Origin of the sequence: Clostridium sp. (assembly GCF_040797585.1) — a bacterium.
Taxonomy (GTDB): domain Bacteria; phylum Bacillota; class Clostridia; order Clostridiales; family Clostridiaceae; genus Clostridium_Z.
In genome coordinates, this window is the sequence record NZ_JBFNEO010000018.1 from 1 (window position 1) to 23,577 (window position 23,577).

General features: G+C 30.6%; 24 protein-coding genes and 2 riboswitches. Of the genes, 3 read left to right on the plus strand and 21 right to left on the minus strand.

All coding sequences use genetic code 11. The features are described from left to right. The 6 genes from AB2369_RS02275 to sufC form a co-directional block, all read right to left on the minus strand. A partial coding sequence (locus AB2369_RS02275) for a TraX family protein (protein ID WP_367664852.1) occupies nt 1-483 on the minus strand: 483 nt, incomplete at its 3' end. A gap of 400 nt (nt 484-883) precedes the next feature. Then, a complete protein-coding gene (sufU, locus tag AB2369_RS02280) occupies nt 884-1,312 on the minus strand; it encodes a Fe-S cluster assembly sulfur transfer protein SufU (RefSeq protein ID WP_367664853.1) in 429 nt (142 codons plus the stop codon). Beyond that, the gene (locus tag AB2369_RS02285) at nt 1,302-2,534 is read right to left on the minus strand and encodes a cysteine desulfurase (RefSeq protein ID WP_367664854.1); all 1,233 of its coding nucleotides are present in this window, start codon (nt 2,532-2,534) and stop codon (nt 1,302-1,304) included. Before AB2369_RS02285 ends, sufU begins: the two co-directional genes overlap by 11 nt. Then, nucleotides 2,527-3,636, minus strand: coding sequence for a Fe-S cluster assembly protein SufD (gene sufD / locus AB2369_RS02290; protein WP_367664855.1), 1,110 nt, complete (start codon nt 3,634-3,636; stop codon nt 2,527-2,529). Before sufD ends, AB2369_RS02285 begins: the two co-directional genes overlap by 8 nt. Before the next feature lie 11 nt (nt 3,637-3,647). Beyond that, nucleotides 3,648-5,057: a Fe-S cluster assembly protein SufB gene (sufB, locus tag AB2369_RS02295; RefSeq protein WP_367664856.1), complete on the minus strand. Its 1,410-nt coding sequence runs from the start codon at nt 5,055-5,057 to the stop codon at nt 3,648-3,650. 31 nt (nt 5,058-5,088) lie between these two features. Next, nucleotides 5,089-5,829 (minus strand): Fe-S cluster assembly ATPase SufC, encoded by a 741-nt coding sequence (sufC, locus tag AB2369_RS02300; RefSeq protein ID WP_367664857.1) that lies wholly within the window; start codon nt 5,827-5,829, stop codon nt 5,089-5,091. 340 nt (nt 5,830-6,169) lie between these two features. Then, nucleotides 6,170-6,274, plus strand: a riboswitch (SAM riboswitch). Nucleotides 6,275-6,438: 164 nt separating this feature from the next. Then, nucleotides 6,439-6,544: riboswitch (SAM riboswitch) on the plus strand. A gap of 79 nt (nt 6,545-6,623) precedes the next feature. Between sufC and AB2369_RS02305 the strand changes: the two genes are divergently transcribed. Genes AB2369_RS02305 through AB2369_RS02315 form a run of 3 tightly spaced genes read left to right on the plus strand, consistent with a single transcriptional unit; the run spans nt 6,624 to nt 9,095 of the window. Further along, on the plus strand, nt 6,624-7,583 hold the full coding sequence (locus tag AB2369_RS02305) for a methionine ABC transporter ATP-binding protein (protein WP_367664858.1): 960 nt from the start codon (nt 6,624-6,626) through the stop codon (nt 7,581-7,583). Next, nucleotides 7,583-8,245 (plus strand): methionine ABC transporter permease, encoded by a 663-nt coding sequence (locus tag AB2369_RS02310; RefSeq protein WP_367664859.1) that lies wholly within the window; start codon nt 7,583-7,585, stop codon nt 8,243-8,245. Before AB2369_RS02305 ends, AB2369_RS02310 begins: the two co-directional genes overlap by 1 nt. A gap of 34 nt (nt 8,246-8,279) precedes the next feature. Next, nucleotides 8,280-9,095, plus strand: coding sequence for a MetQ/NlpA family ABC transporter substrate-binding protein (locus AB2369_RS02315; protein WP_367664860.1), 816 nt, complete (start codon nt 8,280-8,282; stop codon nt 9,093-9,095). Between the two features lie 208 nt (nt 9,096-9,303). Here AB2369_RS02315 and AB2369_RS02320 read toward each other — a convergent pair whose 3' ends face one another. From AB2369_RS02320 to AB2369_RS02390, 15 genes are all read right to left on the minus strand, one after another. After that, nucleotides 9,304-10,152, minus strand: a complete 849-nt coding sequence (locus AB2369_RS02320) for a YitT family protein (protein ID WP_367664861.1) — start codon at nt 10,150-10,152, stop codon at nt 9,304-9,306. Between the two features lie 75 nt (nt 10,153-10,227). Beyond that, nucleotides 10,228-11,076, minus strand: a complete 849-nt coding sequence (locus AB2369_RS02325) for a YitT family protein (protein WP_367664862.1) — start codon at nt 11,074-11,076, stop codon at nt 10,228-10,230. Between the two features lie 153 nt (nt 11,077-11,229). Beyond that, nucleotides 11,230-11,871: a lactate utilization protein gene (locus tag AB2369_RS02330; RefSeq protein ID WP_367664863.1), complete on the minus strand. Its 642-nt coding sequence runs from the start codon at nt 11,869-11,871 to the stop codon at nt 11,230-11,232. 538 nt (nt 11,872-12,409) lie between these two features. Continuing rightward, the gene (locus AB2369_RS02335) at nt 12,410-13,741 is read right to left on the minus strand and encodes a replicative DNA helicase (RefSeq protein ID WP_367664864.1); all 1,332 of its coding nucleotides are present in this window, start codon (nt 13,739-13,741) and stop codon (nt 12,410-12,412) included. 171 nt (nt 13,742-13,912) lie between these two features. Further along, nucleotides 13,913-15,808: a Lon family ATP-dependent protease gene (gene lonC / locus AB2369_RS02340; RefSeq protein ID WP_367664875.1), complete on the minus strand. Its 1,896-nt coding sequence runs from the start codon at nt 15,806-15,808 to the stop codon at nt 13,913-13,915. 28 nt (nt 15,809-15,836) lie between these two features. After that, nucleotides 15,837-16,280, minus strand: coding sequence for a 50S ribosomal protein L9 (gene rplI / locus AB2369_RS02345; protein WP_367664865.1), 444 nt, complete (start codon nt 16,278-16,280; stop codon nt 15,837-15,839). Further along, entirely contained in the window at nt 16,277-18,256 is a 1,980-nt protein-coding gene (locus tag AB2369_RS02350; RefSeq protein ID WP_367664866.1) for a DHH family phosphoesterase, read from the minus strand. Before AB2369_RS02350 ends, rplI begins: the two co-directional genes overlap by 4 nt. 15 nt (nt 18,257-18,271) lie before the next feature. Beyond that, entirely contained in the window at nt 18,272-19,291 is a 1,020-nt protein-coding gene (locus AB2369_RS02355; protein ID WP_367664867.1) for a YybS family protein, read from the minus strand. Between the two features lie 21 nt (nt 19,292-19,312). Then, on the minus strand, nt 19,313-19,630 hold the full coding sequence (locus tag AB2369_RS02360; RefSeq protein WP_367664868.1) for a MazG-like family protein: 318 nt from the start codon (nt 19,628-19,630) through the stop codon (nt 19,313-19,315). Between the two features lie 642 nt (nt 19,631-20,272). Beyond that, complete coding sequence (rpsR, locus tag AB2369_RS02365) at nt 20,273-20,515, minus strand: 30S ribosomal protein S18 (RefSeq protein WP_367664869.1); 243 nt, start codon at nt 20,513-20,515, stop codon at nt 20,273-20,275. Nucleotides 20,516-20,547: 32 nt separating this feature from the next. After that, nucleotides 20,548-21,030: a single-stranded DNA-binding protein gene (locus AB2369_RS02370; protein WP_367664870.1), complete on the minus strand. Its 483-nt coding sequence runs from the start codon at nt 21,028-21,030 to the stop codon at nt 20,548-20,550. Between the two features lie 13 nt (nt 21,031-21,043). Beyond that, nucleotides 21,044-21,331 (minus strand): 30S ribosomal protein S6, encoded by a 288-nt coding sequence (gene rpsF / locus AB2369_RS02375; protein WP_367664871.1) that lies wholly within the window; start codon nt 21,329-21,331, stop codon nt 21,044-21,046. Nucleotides 21,332-21,829: 498 nt separating this feature from the next. After that, on the minus strand, nt 21,830-22,030 hold the full coding sequence (locus AB2369_RS02380) for a DUF951 domain-containing protein (protein ID WP_367664872.1): 201 nt from the start codon (nt 22,028-22,030) through the stop codon (nt 21,830-21,832). Between the two features lie 20 nt (nt 22,031-22,050). Then, complete coding sequence (locus AB2369_RS02385; protein WP_367664873.1) at nt 22,051-22,908, minus strand: mechanosensitive ion channel family protein; 858 nt, start codon at nt 22,906-22,908, stop codon at nt 22,051-22,053. A 30-nt stretch (nt 22,909-22,938) separates the two neighbouring features. Next, entirely contained in the window at nt 22,939-23,187 is a 249-nt protein-coding gene (locus AB2369_RS02390) for a DUF3343 domain-containing protein (protein WP_367664874.1), read from the minus strand. Between the last annotated feature and the right edge of the window lie 390 nt (nt 23,188-23,577).

Here is a 23,577-nt window from a genome sequence, read left to right on the forward strand (position 1 = left end):
ACATACAAGTGAGTAAGCATTGTATAAAGATTTTTTATCATTTCTATACTTATAAAATATTAAACTAAGAATTATTCCTATAAAGGATCCCTCCGTAAGCATAGATAAAATAATAAATAAAGCAAATTTAAGCTTATTCTCTAAAGTTTTATTTTCCTTAATTTTTTCATAATAGGTTAAAAATCCTATAGAAAATGCCATAGATAGAAATATATTATTTATTATATATTCTCCACTATAGAAAAACCTAGTTAATACAGTATTTCCTACTGCCATTATTATCCCTGCATATAATAGTCTATTAAAATATCTCTTCTTATTCCTAGTATAAATAAATCCCTCTACTAAAAGATAGAAAAATATAGGTGCTACTACCCTTCCTATGTAGTGAAACCATATAGGTGTTCCTGGTATAAACTGAGCTATATGATCCATAAGCATAAATATAAGCATAATTACTTTTAGTGTAAATCTATCGAACATATTCTTTCCCCCATTCTTTTTTATATCCACACTGACTATTCTACCACCTTTAAATTGACCTATTGTGATAATTAAATCTTAAAATAGGCCTAATTTATGATTTTAAGAAAAATTAAGTACTCATTTAGGATTCCTATACTTTCAAGCTTTCAATTTAACTATCACAGAAATCTTAATTATGTAATGTAGTACAAAGTATTAGTTAATTAGCAAAACATTTCCCTGTAAATATTTTAACTCTATAAATATATTATAAAAAGTATATATTTATATTATCACATGTTCTATTTTTTACCATTAGTTTTATTAAAAAAACCCTAAGGCTATTTAATTAACCTTAGGGTTTTGTAAATGGATAATATAACTACTAATTAAACTTTCACTGAATCTAAAAATCAATTTATGCTTTGTTTATAGACTCCTTTAGGGTATGCCATGCAAGCACTGCACATTTAACCCTTGCAGGCATGTTAGATATATTCTTAAATGCCATAGCATCCTCAAGAATTTCTAACTCTTCATCATCCTTTATTTCTCTCTTTATCATTCCTATAAAGGTTTCTACAAGACTTAAAGCCTCTTCCTTTGACTTACCCTTGACTAAATCAATCATTATGGAGGTAGATGCTTGTGATATAGCACATCCACTACCTATAAATGAAGCATCTTCTATTAAATCATCTTTAAATTTCATTTCTAATGAAATTTCATCTCCACAACTAGGATTGTGTCCAAGCTCTATGGTATGAGGAGTATCTAGATGTCTTTTATTATGATTACTTTTATTGTGCTCCATTATAAGCTCTGTATATATATCATTAAGATTCATATCCAAGCCACCTCCTTACATTCTTTAATCCTTCTATAAACTGATCAACCTCTTCCATTGTATTATAGAAATAAAAACTTACTCTTGAGGTTGAATTAATTCCTAAATACTTCATTAAAGGCTGAGCACAATGGTGCCCTGCTCTAACCGCTACTCCATAATTATCTAGTATGGTAGATACATCATGAGGGTGAACTCCTTCTACTTCAAAAGATATAACAGCTGCTCTATCTATCATATTCTGCGGTCCCACTATCTTAATATAAGGAATTTCCTTCATTCTCTCAATAGCATAAGTTGCTAATTCTTCCTCTGCTTTTTTAATATTCTCTAATCCTAGGCTCTCTAAGTAATCTATAGCTGCATGAAGACCAACTGCTCCTTCAACGTTTTGAGTACCTGCTTCTAGCTTATATGGTAGTTCAGCAAAAGTTGCCTTCTGCTCCCATACATACTCTATCATATCTCCACCGTATAAAAATGGAGGCATTTTATCTAGAAGATCTTCTTTTCCGTAAAGAACTCCTATTCCCATAGGTGCTAGCATCTTATGACCTGAGAAAACTAAAAAGTCAGCATCTAAAGCCTTAACATCTACCTTCATATGAGGTACACTTTGGCTAGCATCTACAATAACCACTGCTCCCTTTTCGTGGGAATGTCTTATTATATCTTCTATAGGATTTACAGTTCCAATAGCATTAGATACATGGGTTATTGATACTAATTTTGTCTTTTCTGTTATCTTAGTTTTTATTTCTTCCTCTGGTATTCTTCCCTCTTCATCCACATACATGAATTTAAGAATAGCACCCTTTGATCTTGCAACATTTTGCCATGGAATGATGTTACTATGATGTTCTTGTATAGATAAAACTATCTCATCACCTTCATTTATGAAGCTCATTCCATAAGAGTAAGCAAGAAGATTTAAAGATTCTGTAGCATTCTTTGTAAATATAACCTCTAAAGCCTTATCTGCATTTATAAAAGTTTTTACTCTTTCTCTTGCTCCCTCATAAGCCTCTGTTGCCATGATACTTAAATAATGTGCTCCTCTGTGAGGATTAGCATTATGTTTATCATAGTAATTCTTAATAGCTTCAGTTACTATCCTTGGTTTATGAGTAGTAGCTGCATTATCTAAATAAGCTAAGGGTTTATTATTTACTTTTTGGTATAGAATATCAAAATCTTCTCTTATCTTACTCACATTAAGCATTTACAAGTCTCCTTTGTATTTCTTCATCTATAGAAGCCCTTATTTCTTCATCATCTATTAAATCTATAATAGGTCTAAAGGATGCTTCAATTATAAGTTTCTTAGCTTCTTTTTCATCAAAACCTCTACTCATTAAGTAGAATAACTTATCTTCATCTATCTTACCTGCACTAGCAGCATGAACTCCTTCAACATCATCCTCTTCACATAGAAGAAGCGGTATTGCATCGGATTTAACATGTTTATCTAAAAGAGTTACATATTCTTCTTCAATTCCTTTAGATCTTGTGGATCCTCTCTTAAAGTCTATAGTTCCTCTAAAGATCTTCTTAGCTTTATCTTTAAGAGCTCCCTTTGTTTCTATATTACTCTCAGTTCTTCTACCTATATGATTCATAACATAGTTTATATCTATAACTCTTTCCTCATCACCTAGATATACAGAACGTAAGTCTGCATTTGCTTCAGTATCCTCTAAGTTAGAAACATAGTTTGTTACACTATACTTTCCTCCAAGGTCTATATTTATAAAGTTAACCTTAGCTCCATAACCTACAAATGCTACATTTGAATCGAAGTTATAGCTTAGTTTATTCATCATTTGAACCTTTATAACAGTAACTTCTGCTCCATTTTTAGCAAATATTTTAGTAAGCCCATTATGAAAAGCTTCTTCATTTCCTTCACTTAAGTACTGCATTATTACAGTTATATTGCTGTTTTCTTCTGCTACTATAATATTGTGATCTACTAAAGTTTTGTTATCCTCACTAAATATGTGTTTAATCTTTACTGGTTCATAATCTTTTTCATTTCTCTTAGTCTTTATTATCATAGATGAGTTACTATATTCCTCTGATAACTTAACTGAATCCTTAGATACTCCAAACTTTAAATTATCATCTATTTTATAATCCTCATTATATGATAATACTTTATCTCTTAAAATCTCTATATTTCCCTGGAAAACTCCCTCAGCTGTTGTTCCTTTGAAATCTCTTATCTCAGGACAGGAATATCCATATATAGATATATCATTAACCCCCATCCATCTATAAGTTAAAACAGGGGCTGTGTTCATATTGGTAAACTTCATATCCATATTATCCCCTCCTATCCTATTGTTCCTTCAAGTTCTATACTAATTAGGTTATTCATTTCAACTGCATATTCAAGTGGAAGCTCTTTAGCTATTGGCTCTACAAAACCTCTAACTATCATTGCTTTAGCTTCTTCCTCACTTATACCTCTACTCATTAGGTAGAATATAGCCTCATCACTTATTCTTCCTATCTTAGCTTCATGTCCTAAGTCTACTTCATCATTCTCAACTATTATAGTTGGTATTGTGTCTGACTTAGATTTATTATCTAACATTAGAGATTCACAAGAAACTGTTGATTTAGAATGAACAGCATTTTCAGATATATTTACAACACCTCTATAAATAGCAGTTCCTCCATCTTTAGATATAGATTTAGAATTTATTGTTGATGATGTACGTGGAGCTAAGTGCATAACCTGTGCTCCTGTATCTAAGTTCTGTCCATTACCAGCAAAGGAAACTCCGGTAAATTCACACTTTGCTCCTTCACCCTTTAATATACTCATTGGGTAAAGCATAGAAACCTTAGATCCAAAAGATCCTGAAACCCATTCAATAGTTCCATTCTTCTCAACAATTGCTCTCTTTGTGTTTAAGTTAAACATATTCTTAGACCAGTTTTCTATAGTACTATATCTTAATGTAGCGTCTTCTTTTACAAATAGCTCAACACATCCTGCATGCAGGTTTGCAACAGAGTATTTAGGTGCTGAACATCCTTCTATAAAGTGAAGCTTTGCTCCCTTTTCAACTATTATTAATGTATGTTCAAACTGTCCTGCTCCTGGAGCGTTTAATCTAAAGTAAGATTGTAGTGGTATATCTACCTCTACCCCTTCTGGAACATAAACAAAAGATCCACCTGACCAAACTGCACCATGTAATGCTGCAAACTTATGATCTGTTGGTGGCACACACTGCATAAAGTATTCTTTTATAATATCTTCATACTCTATTATTGCTGTTTCCATATCTGTGTATATAACACCTTGTTTAACTAAATCTTCCCTTATGCTGTGATAAACTACCTCTGAGTCATACTGGGCTCCAACTCCTGCAAGGGATGCCTTCTCAGCCTCTGGTATTCCTAGAAGATCAAAAGTCTTTTTAATATCTTCTGGTACTTCTTCCCAGTTACCTTTCATTTCAGTATCTGGTTTTACATAAGTTGCTATATCATTAATATTAAGTTCTGTTATATCTGGACCCCATGTTGGTAGGTCTATAGCATTGTATATTTCAAGACATTCAAGTCTAAAGTTTGTCATCCATTCTGGTTCATTCTTTTCTTTAGATATATCTCTTATTATCTCTTCTGTTAATCCATTTTTACTCTTATAGCTATATCTGACTTCATTCTTTATATCATAGATACCTCTTTCGATATCATCCAATTGCGTCTTTTTTCTTTGTTCCATATTAATTCACCGCCTTTATTAAGGAAAAAACTTATTTCTTGAAGTTTTCATATCCCTTCTCTTCTATTTCCTTAGCTAGTTCCATTCCACCAGTCTTTACTATCTTTCCATTTACTAAAACATGAACATAATCTGGTTTTAAGTACTCTAATATTTTATTATGATGAGTTATTATTAAAATAGCTCTCTCTTCATTTGCTAATACTCTAACTCCCTCTGAAACTACTTTTATAGCATCAACATCTAAACCTGAGTCAGTTTCGTCTAGTATTGCAAGCTTTGGCTCAAGAATTGCCATTTGTAATATCTCATTCTTTTTCTTTTCTCCACCAGAGAAGCCAACATTTAAGTATCTCTTAGCATAAGTTTCATCCATCTTTAATAATTCCATTTTCTCCTTTAAAGATCTCTTGAAACTCATCATTCCTGCTGGCTTTCCTGAAACTGCTCCTTTTGAACTTCTTATGAAGTTATCAACAGTAATTCCAGGTATCTCTTCTGGGTATTGGAAGGATAGGAATATACCCTTTTTAGCTCTTTCATCAGCCTTTAATTCATTTATAACTTCACCCTCAAACTCAATTGTTCCTTCAGTAATTGAATACTTTGGATGACTCATAAGTGTATTAGCTAATGTTGATTTTCCTGCACCATTAGGTCCCATTATTACATGGATTTCTCCCTTATTTATCTTTAAATCTAATCCTTTAAGGATCTCTTTATCTTCAACTTTTGTATGCAAATTCTCTATATTTAAAAGTCCTTGTGACATATTATTCACTCCTTAATACAATATATATCCGATTAAAATACTCTACTTTACTATTTATATCTTACTATTTTACTCGGCTTTAATCAAGTTCAAATTCTACCATTTTAGTGGATTTTTCATAAAAAATTCTTCTTATTTTATATTAATCTCTATATTTTATATAAAATTTACTTTTAATTAATTTCTTGCAATTATTATTCCCTATAAAATTAACTAAACTATATTTAATATTTACCTACTACTTTAAGTACTATTCTCTTAAAAATATTTTAAAAGATTTTTAATTTTATTATTGACTTTTATATTTTACTGCTCTATAATCAATTTAAATTAATATTGATTCTTATCATGAGTGGTGGAGGGACTGGCCCTATGAAACCCGGCAACCGGTATACTTAAGATACGTCGGTGCTAAATCCTGCAGGTTTATCCTGGAAGATGAGAGAATAGCAATGGAATTATCACCAGAGTTTATTCTCTGGTGTTTTTATTTTATATAAAAATACTATAATGAATTTAAGTTTAAAATATTTTGATTTATTTTATCATTTGGTATTGACTTTCAATTGATATTTAAATATAATTTACTTAAAATTCAATAAATTGATTATCTTATCACGAGTGGTGGAGGGACTGGCCCTATGAAACCCGGCAACCGATAATTTTAAAAATAAATCGGTGCTAAATCCTGCAGGTTTATCCTGGAAGATAAGAGAGTAGGCATGGTATATCACCAGAGTTTATTCTCTGGTGATTTTTTATTTGCCCTTAAAATAATTGGAGGAGATGGTTTAATGATTACTATTGAAGGTTTACATAAAAGCTATAAGGAAACAGAAATTTTAAAAGATATAAATATATCCATAGAAAACAAAGATATCTTTGGAATAATAGGCCACAGTGGTGCGGGTAAGTCCACCCTTTTAAGATGTATAAATGGTCTTGAGTCCTTTCATAAGGGTAAGATTTTCATTGAAGATAAAGATATAACCACACTAAGTAGTAGTAATATCCGCTCCCTTAGAAAAGACCTTGGAATGATATTTCAAAACTTTAACTTAGTTTCAAGAGATACTGTTTATAACAATGTGGCATTACCTCTTAAGGTATGGGGATATGATAAAGCTTATATAGACAATAGAGTTAAGGAACTCTTAAAAATCGTTGGACTTGAAGATAAAGCTAAGGTTAAACCTAAAAGCTTAAGTGGAGGACAAAAACAAAGAGTAGCCATAGCAAGAGCTCTTGCTTTAAAGCCTAAAATATTATTATGTGACGAGGCAACCTCAGCACTAGATCCAAAGACTACTAAAGATATTTTACATCTTCTAAAAGATATTAATAGCTCCTTAGGAATAACAGTGATCATAGTAACTCACCAAATGGAGGTTGTAAAAGAGATTTGTAATAAAGTTGCACTAATAGAGTATGGTGAAATTTTATATAGTGGATATTCTAAAGATCTTTTCCTAAAACCAAATAAAGATCTTAAAGAATTCCTTGGAGACGATTCAGATGTAACCTTAGATGGAGTAAACATTAAAATATTCTTCCCAAGCTCTATAAGTAAATCTACCGTAATAACTTCTATGGCTAGGGATCTTGATATAGATTTCTCTATTATAGGTGGAAAACTTGAAAAGTTCAGAGATGAAATTTTAGGTACTCTAATAATTAACTTTGATACTAGTTATAAAGAATCAATAGAGAATTATTTAAACAATAAAAATATAGATTGGGAGGTAGTTATATAATGATTAATAATTTTTTTAGTGCCTTTAATGAACTTATATATCCAGAACTATTAAATACTCTTAATATGGTTCTACAAGCTACATTATATTCTCTTATACTTGGTCTTATTCCAGCAATAATATTAGTTATAACTTCTCCAAATGGACTAAAACCAAACAAAGTTATATATGGGATTCTAGATTTTACAGTTAATATATTAAGATCTTTCCCATTCATAATATTACTTGTGGCTATACTACCTTTTACAAGGTTTATAGTAGGTACAACCATAGGACCAATAGCTGCTATTGTACCCCTAAGCATTGGTGCTGCTCCTTTCACTGCCAGGGTTATTGAAAATGCACTACTTGAAGTTGATCCTGGTGTAATTGAAGCTGCCAAGTCCTTTGGTTGTAGTACATTTCAAATAATTGTTAGGGTTATGCTTAAAGAGGCGTTACCTTCCATAGTCCTTGGTATAACCTTAACAGTTATAAGCATCGTTGGATATTCTGCTATGGCTGGAGCTGTTGGTGGTAAAGGCCTTGGAGATTTAGCTCTCCAATATGGATACTACAGATATGATACAGAAATACTTATATACACAGTAATTGTTTTAATAATTGTTGTGCAAGCATTCCAGTCCATTGGAAATATAATTTATAAAGCATTAACAAAGTAAAATTAATAAAATTAAATTTCAGGAGGTTTTATTTATGAAAAAAGTTTTAACATTAGTTTTATCAGCTACCCTAGCTCTATCTTTAGCAGCTTGTGGAGCAAAAAATACAGATGGTGCTAAGGATTCGAAGAAGGACAGTAAAGTTATAACTGTAGGTGCTAGTCCAGCTCCTCATGCAGATATATTAGAAGTTGTAAAAGAAGATTTATCCGAAAAAGGTTATGAACTTAAAATTGAAAAATTTACTGATTATAAAACACCAAATATAGCTTTAGATAACAAAGACCTAGATGCAAATTTCTTTCAACACGTACCTTACTTAGAAAAGGAAATTCAAGAGAAGGGCTATAACTTAGATTACACTGTTAAGGTTCACCTTGAGCCAATAGCTCTCTACTCAAAGAAAATAAAGGATATTAAAGAACTCCAAGATGGGGCTAAAATAGCTGTTCCTAACGATCCAACTAATGAGGCTAGAGCATTAAGATTACTTGAAAAGGCTGGATTAATTAAACTTAAAGATGGAGAATTAGTTACTGTTCGTGACATAGTAGAAAATCCAAAGAACTTAAAAATATCTGAACTTGAAGGAGCACAAATCCCTAGAGCATTAGATGATGTAGATGGAGCTATTATAAATACTAACTTTGCTCTTGAAGCAGGATTAACCCCTACAAAAGATGGACTTTTAGTAGAGGATAAGGACTCCCCTTATGCAAATATCCTTGCTGTTAGAAAAGATAATAAAGATTCCGATGCAATAAAAGCATTATCAGAAGCTTTAACTTCTGACAAAGTTAAAGAGTTTATTAATGAAAAATATAAAGGAAGTATAATTCCTTCATTCTAATTAACTATTCATTCTACAATTTTGACTTTCAATTATCATAATAGGTCAAGTTACTAAAAATAAAATTTCATCCCTAGGTCTTATAATATGGGTTAATTTAAGGCGTAGCAACTGTTAGCCCCCACCTTTTAATAGGATTTTTGGGGTACAGCTCCTAGCCATCAAATAAATATAAGGTATACCGCTAAATCAGCAGTATACCTTATATTTATATTATCTTCTTAAATCCATACCCTAATGCTTCATATACTTCAGTTACACTAAGAAATGCATTAGGATCTACCTCTTTTATGTAATTCTTCAATCTAATAAACTCTTTTCTATCAACTATCACACTTAGAACCTCAACCTGAGACTTACTATAAGAACCTGTAGCATGATATACAGTTGCACCTCTTTCAAGCTCTTCTAATATAAATTTCTCTATATAAGATCTCTTGCTACTTATTATCCTTATCTCTTTAACTGAATTAAGTCCATCTATAGCTCTATCTATAACCATCCCATTTAATACAACTGCAAATAATGCATATAGTCCAGATTTTAATCCAAAGGCTCCCATTGCAAATATAACAACTACTAAATCAGTAAATAAAACACCTTTTCCCATGTTAAGATGAAAATATTTATTTAGAATTTTAGCTATAATATCAGTTCCACCCGTAGATGCATCAGAGTTGAATATAACTGCCATTCCTATTGCAGTTAACATTATTCCAAATACCATTTCAAGAAATATATCCCCTGTTAAACTTCCCTTTAGTGGTACTATTTTTTCTAATATGAATATTGTGCTAGATAATAGCAAGCTTGAAAAAATAGTTTTAGCACCAAAACTTGGCCCTATAATTACAAAAGCTACAATAAATAATATTCCATCAATTATAAACATTGCTCCCCCAACTGGTATTATTGGAATATAATGATTTAGAACCATAGCTATTCCACTTATTCCTCCTCCAGCTATATTATTAGGAATCATAAAGAAGTATAACCCTGATGCAACACATAGTACACCTATAACTATAAATAAGTAATCCCTAAGATTTCTTGACATTCTATCACCTCTCTTAAATATTTTCATATTAATCATATTTTATTATTCGAATATTTAAAAAGTCAATAATATTCGTTATTCAAAGGCTTTAAATCCGTCACCTAAGGTTTCACATACATCGGTGACACTTAAAAATGCATACTTATCTATTTCTTTCACATAATTTTTTATTCTTATAAACTCCTTACTATCTACTATAGTCCAAAGAACTTTAACTTCTCCATCACTGAATGCTCCCTTTGCATAATATATAGTAGCTCCTCTTCCTAAGTCTTCTAATATAAAGGCTCTTATTTTATCTAAATCCTTACTTATAATCCTTACTTCCTTACATATATTGAAACCTTCAATAAATCTATCTATTACTACTCCATTTAGTATAACCACGAATAAAGCATATAACCCACCTGTAAACCCAAAAGCTATAGCAGCAAGTATAGTTACAATTAAATCTGATAGTAATACACCTTTTCCTAAGTTTATATTAAAATATTTATTTAATATCTTAGCTATTATATCTGTACCACCTGTAGATGCATTTTGATTAAATATAGTTGCAAGTCCTAAAGCTAAAAGCATTATGGCGAACATTAGTTCTAATAATATATCGTCAGTTAAAGGCTTACTTATGGGATATAATTTCTCTAATCCCCATATGGTTCCTGATAGTAAAAAGCTAGCATAAACTGTTCTAGCTCCAAAATGAGGCCCTATAAGTATAAATGCTACTATAAATAAGATTACATTCATAATAGTCATTAGTGCTCCTACAGGCATTTGTGGTATATAGTGATTTATAACAAGACTTAATCCATTTATCCCTCCACCGGCCACATTATTTCCCATAATGAAAAAATAAGTTGCTATGGCTACTAAAAACACCCCAAAAGTTATTGTAAAATAAGCTTTAATTTGCTTTTTCATAAACATCCCCCTTATATAATGTATATATACTACCCCTATATATATTATACATCAGTAAAGGGCTTAACAAATAGCGTTAAGCCCTTTAAATTAGACGGTTTATCAAATTGGATTTCACTTTACTAATTCTTTTAAATTAATGCTCATCTTTGGCTAATATCCAAAGTTTTCTTTTAGAAATATAACCGTTATTCTTCCCTTTTCTCTTTGTCTTTTTATTAATGTATATTCATTACATATTCTATCCTTGCTATTACAATCTAAACAGTATCCTACCTTTGAACAAGGTGTACTTCTATTTAATCTTAAACAGTTAGCCGGGGCACTTATCTCTTTATTTCTCTCTATCGCTTTATCTAAATCTTTAACAATCTTATTTACTCCTACAATAACTATAACCTTATCTGGTCCATATAACATGGCTGCTACCCTATTTCCATTGCCATCCACATTATAAAGCCATCCATTTTCGGTTATAGCATTAGAGCTTGTAAAATAGCTATCTGCAAAAAAGCTTTTCCTAAATACATCTTTTATCTCTTCTGGAGTTAATCCTTCTTTATATCTATCAAGGAACTCATATTTTCCACTTCTTAAAAAATCAATAACTCCTGTTTCAAATAAGGTCATAGATCCGCCTACTGAAACAACCTCCCCCTCCTTGCATATATCTTTAATCTTATCTATAAGCTCCACCTTGTTATTTACTAGGTGCGCTTCCATATTATTCTTTTCTAGAGCCTCCATGGTTCTTTTTACCCTTTGGCTAGTTACAAACTCTAAATTTTTATCCATAAAACTTCCCCCTTATTATGAATTTCTCCTTATAAATAAAATTATACTTCAACTAATATTAATAGAACAATAATCTTTAGAATAAAAATATAAGGTATACCGCTAAATCACCAGTATACCTTATTTCTTAAATCCATATCTCAATGCCTCATATACATCTGTTACGCTAACAAATGTATTTAGGTACTTAAAACTTATAGTATTGTGTTCAGCTTTTTGTGTCCACAATATTATACTAACGCCATAGGTTAATTTTCATATTATAAATATAAGACAATAAAATTACCATCATTATTACATAACTAACTATTAAAAATATTTTTTTCTTAATGTTCATATTAGTTCCATTAGATATTATTTTATTATTCAATATACCAACAAAAGACGTGATAGGAATGAAATATGAATAATTGTATTCTATGTTTATTCCTATTAGTACTGTTCACATAATTTGAAACCATCTTATTAATCTTCGATTTTTCAACCTTTAAAAATATATACTCTTATTATCTTAGTATTATAAATATATATAATTCTATTATTGGTGTATTGTATCCAAATTTCCGAACTTACTGTACTGTCCAAGCCAAGCTAGCTTAACTGTTCCAACAGGACCGTTTCTTTGCTTAGCTATTATGCACTCACCAATATTTTTATCCTCTGTTTCCTTATTATAGTACTCATCTCTATATAAAAACATAACAAGGTCAGCATCCTGCTCAATAGATCCAGATTCTCTAAGGTCAGAGAGCATGGGCCTATGATCTGCTCTTTGCTCTGGCGCACGAGAAAGCTGTGATAATGCTATTACTGGACATCCCATCTCCTTAGCAAGTGCCTTTATACCTCTTGATATCTCTGATACTTCCTGCTGTCTACTCTCTTCACCGCTACCACTCATAAGCTGAAGATAGTCTATCATTATCATGTCTACACCATATTCTATCTTAAGTCTTCTACACTTAGATCTCATTTCCATTATAGATACTCCTGCAGTATCATCTATGTATATTTTAGATGCTGCAAGAGGTCCTGATGCTCTGGCTATATTTTCCCAATCCTGCTCATCTAAATTACCTGTTCTAAGTTTTAACATATCAACATTAGCCTCTGCACAAAGCAACTTGTATGCTAGCTGCTCCTTAGACATTTCCAGGGAAAATACCACAACACTCTTACCTGCTCTTAATGCCGCATGTTGGCATAGGTTTAGAGCAAATGTTGTCTTTCCCATGGATGGTCTTGCAGCTACAAGGACCATATCTCCACTTTGGAACCCTGAAGTCATATCATCTAAATCATTAAATCCTGAGGCTACCCCAGTTATATCTCCCTTATTATTATAGAGTCTTTCTATTTCAAGAAATCCTCTTTCAAGAACTGTACTTATAGGTTCAAAATCACTAGTAGATCTCTTTTCTGAAATATCAAAAACTTGTTTTTGAGCAAAATCTACTACTCCTTCAACTTCCGCCTGACCATTGTAGCTCTTCTCTATTATTTCGTTAGATGCTTTTATAAGTCTTCTAAGCATAGCTTTTTCTGCTACAATTTTTATATATGATTTTAAATTTGCAGTGGAGGGAACAGAATTACTGATTTCTGTGATATAGCTTATTCCACCAGCACTATCTAGTTTTTCTGTTGCCCTTAAATGTTCTATTAGGGTTATCATATCTACTGGCTCATCTTTTTGGAATAGCTCCATTATTACACTAAAGATTATCTTATGAGCTTCTCTATAAAAATCTTCTGCTTTTAAACCTTCTGCTGATTGAGCAATAGAGTTCTTATCTATAAGCATAGATCCAAGGACTGACTGTTCAGCTTCTAAGTTATGTGGAAGACTTCTCATAATAGATGTATCCATATTACCTCCCCTTTCTTCTTAAATTATTGCACAATATCTCTATTATAAACTATAGTAAATAAATTTGTAATTATCAAGATGTTGATTTTACGAATTAAAATTTTATGTACTACTCTAAAAATAACAAGGTTGATCTAAAAAATCTATGATTTTAGATCAACCTTATTTACTCTAAAATATTATCTTAATAAGCTCATCTATAGTGCTTATTGCTTTAACCTCTATATCTTTAAGTTCTAGTGGTACCTCTTTTTCGTTATCCTTTGGAACAACTACAAGATTTATTCCTTTTCTTATAGCGCCATATACCTTTTCAAATATACCACCAACAGGCTTTATGTTACCTCTTAAAGATATTTCACCTGTTACTGCCACATCCTGTCTTATAGGCTTATTTAATAAAGCACTTATTATACATACAGTTATAGCAGCTCCTGCTGATGGACCATCTATCTTTCCTCCACCAACTACATTTACGTGAATATCATAATCTCTAATATCTTTATCAGTTATTCTTCTTATAACTGATGCAGCATTGAAAACTGAATCCTTAGCCATAGACCCAGCAGTATCATTAAATCTAACCTTACCTGATCCTTTTTCACTAGCTTCAAAAGCTACTGCTTCTATTTCTAAAGTTGATCCAATAAAACCACTAACACCTAATCCATATATATGTCCAACTTCTTTTTCATCACTACTATCTAAAATTTCATAAGGAGAAAATCTTCCTATAGATAGAACCTCTTCTATATGATGTTTTTCTATAACTAAGTTATCTATATTCCCATCCTTAGAGGTGTAAAGGGCATATCCATAAGCATCTGATAATATATTTATGGCCTTTCTTCCCTCAATTGTGTATCTACTTATAAGCTTAGATACTCCCTCTTCTAATGTAACATTAAGTTTTTTACTAGCATTATCTACAATGCTCTCTATGTCTTTAGATGATAAAGGTTCAAAATAGACTTCTACACATCTAGATCTTAATGCTGGATTTATTTCAGAAGGATCCTTTGTGGTTGCCCCTATTAGAACAAAATCTGCTGGAGCACCATTTTCAAATAAGTATTTTATATACTTAGGTGTATTTTCATCATCTGGGTCATAGTAAGAAGATGAAAATTCAACTCTCTTATCTTCTAATACTTTTAATAACTTATTCTGTAATATAGAATCTAATTCTCCTATTTCATCTATAAATAAAACTCCACCATGAGCATCAGTAACTAAACCTGGCTTTGGCTCTGGAACTCCTATCTCAGCTAGGTCTCTTTTACTACCTTGATATATAGGGTCATGTACTGATCCAAGAAGTGGATTTGTTATCTCTCTAGGATCCCATCTTAAGGTTGTCCCATCTACCTCTATGAATTTTGCATCATCATCAAAAGGAGTAACCTTAATCTTCTTAGCTTCTTCTAAAGCAAGTCTTGCTGCAGTAGTTTTACCTACTCCTGGTGGTCCATAAAGAATTATATGTTGTGGATATGGAGATGTTAGCTTTGAAATTAAAGATTTTATCGCTCTTTCTTGTCCAACAATTTCCTCAAAACTTTCTGGTCTTAATAATCCTTGTAAGCTCTTTGTAAGCTTTTTAGAATCAAGCTTCTCAAAGGTAGCATATTTCTTAAGGGTTTTAGCATTTTCTGGACCCTTTTGCTTTCTTATTATGCCAAGTCTCATTTCATCAACATATTTTTCTTGCTTCTCTATTAAAGCTTGCTCAACTTGTTGTTCTATTTTATTTTGAATATATCTTCTTGCTATATTCTCAGATAGCCATTTATTAGCTTCCTCTATAATTTCATTGATGTTATCAGGAGTAGCTACTCTATCTACTCCCTTATCATCACTTAAAATCTTATTTATAGCATATACTCTCTTATATATATCATCACTTTTTACATGCTTTTGAAGTTTGTATTTTATAGTTCTTGCTCTTATAGCTCCCTCATCTAGCACATTATTAGCTACTTCATATAATATATTAACTTGAGATTCTAAAGTTGTTCCCTTGTCTAATAACTCTTCAACACTTAGCTCCTCTATTGTATTGTCAATTTGTGATTTCAAATTTAAATCCTCCTTATTATTCGGAAACAATAACAACCTTCATCTTAGTAGATATTTCTGGGTAAACCTTAACCTCTATCTCAAATACTCCAGGTTGCTTTATAGTATCCATAACAACCTTTTTCTTATCAACTGAAACACTGTATTGCTTCTTTATAAGTTCGGCTACATCCTTACTTGTTATAGCTCCAAATAGTCTTCCATTCTCTCCTGCCTTAGCTTTAATATTTATTTCTTTACCTTTTAACTTATCTGCTAAAGCTTGAGCCTCTTCTACTTCTGCTAACTTCTTTCTTCTATCATTTTCTTTCTTTGTATTTAATATGTGTAGATTTCCATCATTAGCTTCTTGAGCTAACTTTCTTGGGAATAAAAAGTTTCTTGCATATCCATCAGAAACATTAACAACCTCCCCCTTTTTTCCTACACTCTTTATATCTCCTAATAAAATTACCTTCATTTTATTTCACCTTCCCTTGAATATTTGTTTATAGCATCCTTTAACATCTTAACCACTTCTTCTGGGGTTGAATTGTTAACTTTTGCTCCTGCTATAGTCATATGACCTCCACCTCCAAGGGCTTCTAATACAAGTTGAACATTTATATCTCCTAGAGAACGTCCACTTATATTAATATCATTATCTATTGTAACAAGAACAAAGGATGCTTGAATACCTGTAATATTTAGTAGTTCATCCGCCGCCTTAGCAGCTACTACAATATCTTCTATATAAGGTGGAGCAATAGCAACGGCAATATTATTTTCCACCTTAGCATTTTTGATTATTTCAGATCTCTGTATATATGTTGATAAGTCATTGCCAAACATTTTTTTAACGTCAACGGTATCTGCCCCTAACTTTCTTAAAAATGATGCAGCTTCAAATGTTCTTACTCCAGTTTTTAAATAAAAGTTTTTAGTATCAACACATATTCCAGCTAAAAGTGCTTCTGCCTCTAATTGACTCAGCTTTGGTTTTTCTAGCATATATTGAATCATTTCTGTAACAAGTTCCGAAGTAGATGATGCATATATTTCTATATAAGTAAGGATTGCTCCTTCTATAAAATCTACTGTTCTTCTATGGTGGTCTATTATAACTATATTCTTCACAGATTTTACGATATCTGAATCTTGAACATATCCCATACTATGAACATCTGCCAATATTAATAAGCTATTTTCATCAAGCATTTCTTTGCATTGTTCTGGGGTTATTAATAAACCATCATACTTAGGGTCTTCTTTTATCTTATCCAGTATATACCTTATGCCATTTCCAGTTTCTTTTAATACTATATGACATTCTTTATTTAATTTTTTAACAGCACTACTAAGTCCTACTGATGCCCCAAAGCAATCCATATCTGGGTTTTTATGTCCCATTATGTACACTTTAGAACTTTCTCTTATTAAGTCATTTAGGGCGTGAGCTACAACTCTTGCTCTTACTTTTGTTCTTTTTTCAACTTCCTTAGTTTTTCCACCAAAAAAGTCCATCTTCTCTCCAGATTTAACTACAGCCTGGTCTCCCCCTCTTCCTAGAGCTAATTCCTTTGCACTATTTGCAAAGTTATTATTTCTTAGAGGATTTTGTCCATTTTTCCCAACACCTATGCTAAGAGTTACTGCTAATTTATTTCCAAGATTTATCTCTCTTATTATATCAAGAATTTCAAATTTTTTCTTTATCTCTTCTTGTATATATTTCTCTTGTACGCTTAGTACATATTTATTTGAAGAGTATTTTCTTATCATAGCATTAATTCCCTGAGCATAGCTATTTATATTTCTTTCTATCTCTGCGGCTAAAAGTGGCCTATAATCTTCCTCTGTACTTTTAATAACCTCATCAAGGTTATCAACTTCTATAAGCATTATGGTCTCTACTTCATCTTTATACTGTTTTATTGTAGTAACATCATAAAAATAAAGTATTATTATACTCTTTTCCTCATAGGTTTCATCACTGGTTTTAACAAGATTAGTATATATATCGAAATATTTATCCTCTATTTTTACATACCTATAACAGCTTACTATACCTTCTTTTATAGATTTATAGTCAAACTCGTTAACTATGTTGTTAACATTCTTTCCCAAGAGCTCTTCTCTTTTTATTATAGAGGTTAATTTATTGTTATACCAGGTAATATTTCCATCTTCTGTTACTATCATCATAGGAAATGGAAGATTAACTAATGTATTTCTAGTAGCACTATCTAAGTTGTTAGAGAATTCTTCTATATACTCTTTAAGCTCATTATGCTTTTTTCTTATTGTATTTATATTATATATTATTAATAATGTAAATATAAAAAAGAAAAGAAAACCTAAAGCTATATGACCAACAATAAATAGAGATGATATTAATACGGCTATAAAAATCATATAGATTTTTGTATTAGGTATAAGATCTTTAAATCTATCCATTTTGAAGTCACCTTCCTACTTTTTCAATTTCTTTTTTACGTACTTCTCTAAAGCATTTGATAAGCTATTTTCATCTAATTTTCTAAAATCAAATATTAAATCTCCAATTCCAATTAAAAATATAATTTGGCTAAGAGAAGGATTCATAAAAGCAAAGACTAGTATTAATATAACTACTCCTTTACTTAATTTGAATTTATTTCTAAGATAGTATGTTATAACTGCCATCCCTATTAAAATCATTGAAATATTAAGTACCATTACAGAAGAGTTAAATATGTAATGTCCTATTGTCATATTATAATTTGCTATCATCATACCTAAAATTACAATTGTAATAAGTAATGCTCCTATTCTATTATCTATATACCAAAGAGAAAAAGGTCTAATACTATTTACTTCTATTCTTAATCTCTTCAATACATTTTTAGTGACAATATAATTAAAGTATGAAACTAATAGTGCTGCTATTATAATGGCTCCTGGTAAAATAGTTAGAATTAACTCTGGAGTTATTTGAGTCATCATATTAAACATGGGGTTTGAATCTACTGGCACTCCTGCTGATTCATAAATACCCTTAACCATATCAAATGAACTTTTAAAGGCATTTATTTGTGTTTCAATAATTGAATATAAACTTGTTCCCATAATTACATATATAGTTAAGGAATAGTTTAATATAATACCAATTAGAGATACAATTCCTTGAACTCCAATAGTAAATATAGATGACTTATTATTTTTTATACAATATCCTATGGTAAGTCCTGTACTTCCATATAATATGGCACTTCCTATTGCTTGAATAGGATTATTTAAAATTGCTATAAGTATTGAACTAACTATTATAGCAGCTAAGGAAACTTTATAGTTATGTTTTATAAAAAGAACTGTTATTGGTAATGGAATCACAAATAAAAATAATCCCCCAATAACAGGAACATAGGTAACTATCATAAACATAACTATTATAAGTGCACTCATTATTCCAACTTCTACTGTAGATTGAGTGTTATGTTTTTTATTGTACATATTTTCCTCCAAATCTTAATTTTAGTTTCTTTCTTTTAAATGAGTATACAATCTGCTTAAATTCTTTCCGTCCTTTTCTACTAAATCCTCCTCAATTATACCTACCTTTAATTTCTTTTTCATATTATCATCTACTGCAGTAAAAGAGTACCCTAACCTCTCCGCTAGTATATATAATATTATTATTGCCCCGGAAATACACTCTAATATAGCCTCTTGTGCTACATTACTTCCCTTGGTAAGTAATCTAAAAAATTCTCCAATAATACACAGTAATTGAGCCTTTAATTCCTCTATTATCTTTATATCAGACATTATATTGAAACTATCTCTTTTCACCTTGTATACCCCCATTACCATAGTTATATATTTATTGTAGTTTTTTTTCAATATTTATGCAACTAAAGTTTATTTAGCCATAGGAGGGCATAAGGCTTAAACTTATGTTATAATTTACCCAATTTATATATTGTTTATTATTATTGTTTTTATCCTTGTAAAAACATGTATTAATAGGTCTATAAATCGTATTAGAATACATTTTTCTTTCTGTATTATACTGTATTACATGAAAATATTAGTATTACTTGATGGTTAAAGTAATTTTATAAAAACTTATGAAAATTTATAGACAAATTTCTATAAATTAATTTAATAAAAAACAGGAAGCATCTTATTAAGGGTATATCATGTCATAACATGATAATATAATATATGCTGTATAAAGTTTATTAATTTAAATCTATATTTCTTACCTATATAAATACTCTTAGATAAAGCGATTCAGAACTCAACCTTGAATATATCTTAAATAATAATATTATCTTATGCACTACTCAAAATCCAATATCTTAAAGGGTTTAAGTGCATATATAAGTTAAGATTCAAGCTAAAAACCCTATAAATAATATTAAAGTTATTACTGAAAATATAAAAAGCTACTGATTAAAATCAGTAGCTTTTTATATCATAAACATTATATTACTCAGTTGTAAATGGTAATAATGCTATGTTTCTTGCTCTCTTTATAGAGTCAGTAAGCTGTCTTTGGTGCTTAGCACATGTTCCAGAAATTCTTCTTGGTAATATCTTACCTCTTTCTGTAACATATTTTCTAAGCTTGCTTACATCTTTGTAATCTATGCTATCAGCTTTATCTACGCAAAATGCACAAACTTTTTTCTTTCTCTTCATTCTAGAGTTCTTCTTCATATCTCTGCTCATTCTCTTACCTCCTTACCTTAAAGTGTTAGATTTTAGAAAGGAATATCTCCATCATCAACTGGAGTTATATCCTCATCGTATGGCTGTCCTCCAAAAGGATTTGAATCTGGCATTCCATTATCAGCACTTTGTGCGAAAGGATTACCGGCCATACCATAATCACTGCCGCCACCGAAACCTGTTGACTCTTGTTTAGAAGATTTGCCTCCTAAGAAGCTAACTTCTTGAGCAACAATTTCAGTAACGTATCTTTTTGTACCATCTTTGGCATCATATGATCTCGTTTGGATTCTTCCACTAGCAGCCATCAAACTACCTTTAGTCATGTAGTTTGCAGTAGCCTCAGCTTGCTTTCCCCATATAACAACAGGGATAAAGTCAGCTTCTCTTTGCTTAGTGGATGCGTTGTATCTGTCAACTGCCAAAGTAATTGTGGTTACAGCCATGCCAGTTCCAGGAGTATATTTTAACTCCGGATCTTTTGTTAGTCTTCCAATAAGAACGACTTTATTCAATTATGACACCACCTTACTTTTCTTCCTTTACGATTATATGTCTCATGACACCATCAGTGATTCCGTAAACTCTCTCTAACTCCTTTGGTAATTCAGGATTAGCAGTGAAGTTTATTAGAGTGTAGTATCCTTCGCTAATCTTTGAAATTTCGTAAGCAAGCTTTCTCTTACCCCAGAAATCTACGTTGTCAACTACTCCTCCACCATTTTCTATTACACCTTTGAACTTATCTTGAGCAGCCTTTACAGCCTCCTCGTCTAAAGATGGGTGTAATATGAATATAGTTTCATATTTTCTCATCTAATTCACCTCCTCCCCTTGGCCTAAGGCTGTGTTTTACACAGCAGGGATTATACCAAACTATTTTATCACTAAGTAAAAACTTTTGCAATGTTTTTTTCTTCAAAATTTTACAACTTTATTTATATTCATTTAAGTTCTTTCTAAGTATATTAAAAACAAAGAATTTATTTTTATATTCTGATCTTATCTACTAGGATATAATTTCATTAAAAGTAAAAATTTTACTGTTTATATTCTAATCATATTACTAACTATATATTCCTATTAAAAATAAACTTTTTACTTTTTGTCCTTTAATATTATTACTAGTTATATATTTCATAAAATAGAACGAATCTTCCTTCAGATGGTGTTCTTTCCACCATTTGAAGGTTAGATGAGTTAATCTAGTGTCGTAGCAACTGTTATCCCCCGCCTTTTAAGAGGATGGGTGTGTTACAATTCCTAGCCATCAGATAAAGCATTAGTAGAGGTTTTGGCTCTACTAATGCTTTATTATTCCTGTGGAATATTTTGTTTTATTATTTTCTTTATATCTTTTTCAAACTTACTTCTAGGTAACATAACTATTCTACTACATCCTACACACTTTATTTTTATATCTGCGCCAAGTCTAATTATCTCCCATTGATAACTTCCGCAAGGATGTTGCTTTTTCATTTCAACAACATCTCCTAAGTAGAATACCTTAGCCATAATACAACCCCTTTCCTTATTTAATTATCTTTATTTGATACAACATTATAAATCGCTCTCTTAGGATATGGTATTTCTATTCCATTTTTATCTAAAGCTTGTTTTATATCTTTTCTAAGATTAGCTTCACACTCCCATTGAGTCATTGATAGAGCTTTAGCACAAACTCTAATTGTAACTGCTGAATCTTTTAATGCAGTTACCCCTATAACAGTAGGACCTTCTACTATATTCTCATTTTTCTTACCAAATTCTTCACATACCTCATTTAAAGTCTTTATAACATTGTCTATATCCTCTTCATAAGCTACATCTATATCTACTAAAACCCTCATATTATTCCTTGAGTGATTAGTTATAATAGTAATATTTCCATTAGGTATAATATGACAGTCCCCGTTGAAATCCTTAAGCTTTGTAAGTCTTAAGCCTATACTCTCAACTATTCCGCCTTTATCTCCTATATTTACATAATCTCCAACTGCAAATTGATCTTCAAATATAATAAAGAATCCATTTATTACATCTTTAACAAGGTTTTGAGCTCCAAAACCTATGGCAACTCCTCCTATGCTTGCAAATGCAATATTTATAGGACCAAATAGTACTGTAAGAATAGCAGTTATTCCAAAGAAGTATACTGTATACTTAACTATACTCTTTAATATTTCTCCAATGGTATTAGCTTTTCTATCATCTAGAGATATTTTCATTTTACTTTGTCTATCAACAAAGTTATTTATAGCTTTAAGTGATATTTTTATAATAATCATCATTATAGCAATTATAATTGCTATTGCTAATGTTTTATGAATTACAGTGTTTAATATAGTATCCCAATCTATATTCTGAGTTACTAACCTCTTTATAGCTTCCATAAAACCCCTCCTCTTAAGTGAACCTAAGGTCTATATAATAACCTGAAATTTATCTTCTGTTTTATGATACATGTTCTTTATTATTAATTTTTCATTTTGAACTAAGGATTTTACCATCTCCATATCCTTAATATCAAACTTTACGCTTATACCACAACTCTTAGTTATATATGTTGGTGTTGGCATTATGGTTACATTTAACCCTTCAGATTTTAACACCTTTTCTCCTTGAATTGCATTATGGGTATTATTAAAAACAAGTAAACAATATTCTTTCATGACTCCTCCTTAAATTTATGCTTAAACAATTTATATTATAATGATAGTATAAAGCATTTAGTTATAAAATTTAAACACCTACATTAAATTTATTTTTTATTTTACTAATTTAAAAGTTTATATATATTTTTACTCATAAATTATAATATTAAAATCCATTATTTTATAATTTATCTTAAACATTTATGAAAATAATATTATAATAGAATATGTTTCCAATTTATGTTTTAAACGTAACATCTTTTATTTTATAACAACTATTACGTTTAATTTCTAACTATGCAATTTACTATAGATTTCCGAAGCTATTTCTTAACTTATACTTATGATTTATTAATGAATAAATCATAAGTATAAGTTAATTTTTAAGATAGGAACTCTATATAATGG

What these genes read in the sequence shown, in the direction of transcription:
- AB2369_RS02305 (WP_367664858.1), top strand. Translation starts at nt 6,624, where the DNA reads ATGATTACTATTGAAGGTTTACATAAAAGCTATAAGGAAACAGAAATT.
- AB2369_RS02320 (WP_367664861.1), bottom strand. Translation starts at nt 10,152, where the DNA reads ATGTCAAGAAATCTTAGGGATTACTTATTTATAGTTATAGGTGTACTA.
- rplI (WP_367664865.1), bottom strand. Translation starts at nt 16,280, where the DNA reads ATGAAGGTAATTTTATTAGGAGATATAAAGAGTGTAGGAAAAAAGGGG.
- sufU (WP_367664853.1), bottom strand. Translation starts at nt 1,312, where the DNA reads ATGAATCTTAATGATATATATACAGAGCTTATAATGGAGCACAATAAA.
- AB2369_RS02390 (WP_367664874.1), bottom strand. Translation starts at nt 23,187, where the DNA reads ATGAAAGAATATTGTTTACTTGTTTTTAATAATACCCATAATGCAATT.
- sufC (WP_367664857.1), bottom strand. Translation starts at nt 5,829, where the DNA reads ATGTCACAAGGACTTTTAAATATAGAGAATTTGCATACAAAAGTTGAA.
- rpsF (WP_367664871.1), bottom strand. Translation starts at nt 21,331, where the DNA reads ATGAGAAAATATGAAACTATATTCATATTACACCCATCTTTAGACGAG.
- AB2369_RS02380 (WP_367664872.1), bottom strand. Translation starts at nt 22,030, where the DNA reads ATGGCTAAGGTATTCTACTTAGGAGATGTTGTTGAAATGAAAAAGCAA.
- sufB (WP_367664856.1), bottom strand. Translation starts at nt 5,057, where the DNA reads ATGGAACAAAGAAAAAAGACGCAATTGGATGATATCGAAAGAGGTATC.
- sufD (WP_367664855.1), bottom strand. Translation starts at nt 3,636, where the DNA reads ATGGATATGAAGTTTACCAATATGAACACAGCCCCTGTTTTAACTTAT.
- AB2369_RS02285 (WP_367664854.1), bottom strand. Translation starts at nt 2,534, where the DNA reads ATGCTTAATGTGAGTAAGATAAGAGAAGATTTTGATATTCTATACCAA.
- AB2369_RS02385 (WP_367664873.1), bottom strand. Translation starts at nt 22,908, where the DNA reads ATGGAAGCTATAAAGAGGTTAGTAACTCAGAATATAGATTGGGATACT.
- AB2369_RS02310 (WP_367664859.1), top strand. Translation starts at nt 7,583, where the DNA reads ATGATTAATAATTTTTTTAGTGCCTTTAATGAACTTATATATCCAGAA.
- AB2369_RS02315 (WP_367664860.1), top strand. Translation starts at nt 8,280, where the DNA reads ATGAAAAAAGTTTTAACATTAGTTTTATCAGCTACCCTAGCTCTATCT.
- rpsR (WP_367664869.1), bottom strand. Translation starts at nt 20,515, where the DNA reads ATGAGCAGAGATATGAAGAAGAACTCTAGAATGAAGAGAAAGAAAAAA.
- AB2369_RS02330 (WP_367664863.1), bottom strand. Translation starts at nt 11,871, where the DNA reads ATGGATAAAAATTTAGAGTTTGTAACTAGCCAAAGGGTAAAAAGAACC.
- AB2369_RS02325 (WP_367664862.1), bottom strand. Translation starts at nt 11,076, where the DNA reads ATGAAAAAGCAAATTAAAGCTTATTTTACAATAACTTTTGGGGTGTTT.
- AB2369_RS02355 (WP_367664867.1), bottom strand. Translation starts at nt 19,291, where the DNA reads ATGTACAATAAAAAACATAACACTCAATCTACAGTAGAAGTTGGAATA.
- AB2369_RS02335 (WP_367664864.1), bottom strand. Translation starts at nt 13,741, where the DNA reads ATGGATACATCTATTATGAGAAGTCTTCCACATAACTTAGAAGCTGAA.
- AB2369_RS02350 (WP_367664866.1), bottom strand. Translation starts at nt 18,256, where the DNA reads ATGGATAGATTTAAAGATCTTATACCTAATACAAAAATCTATATGATT.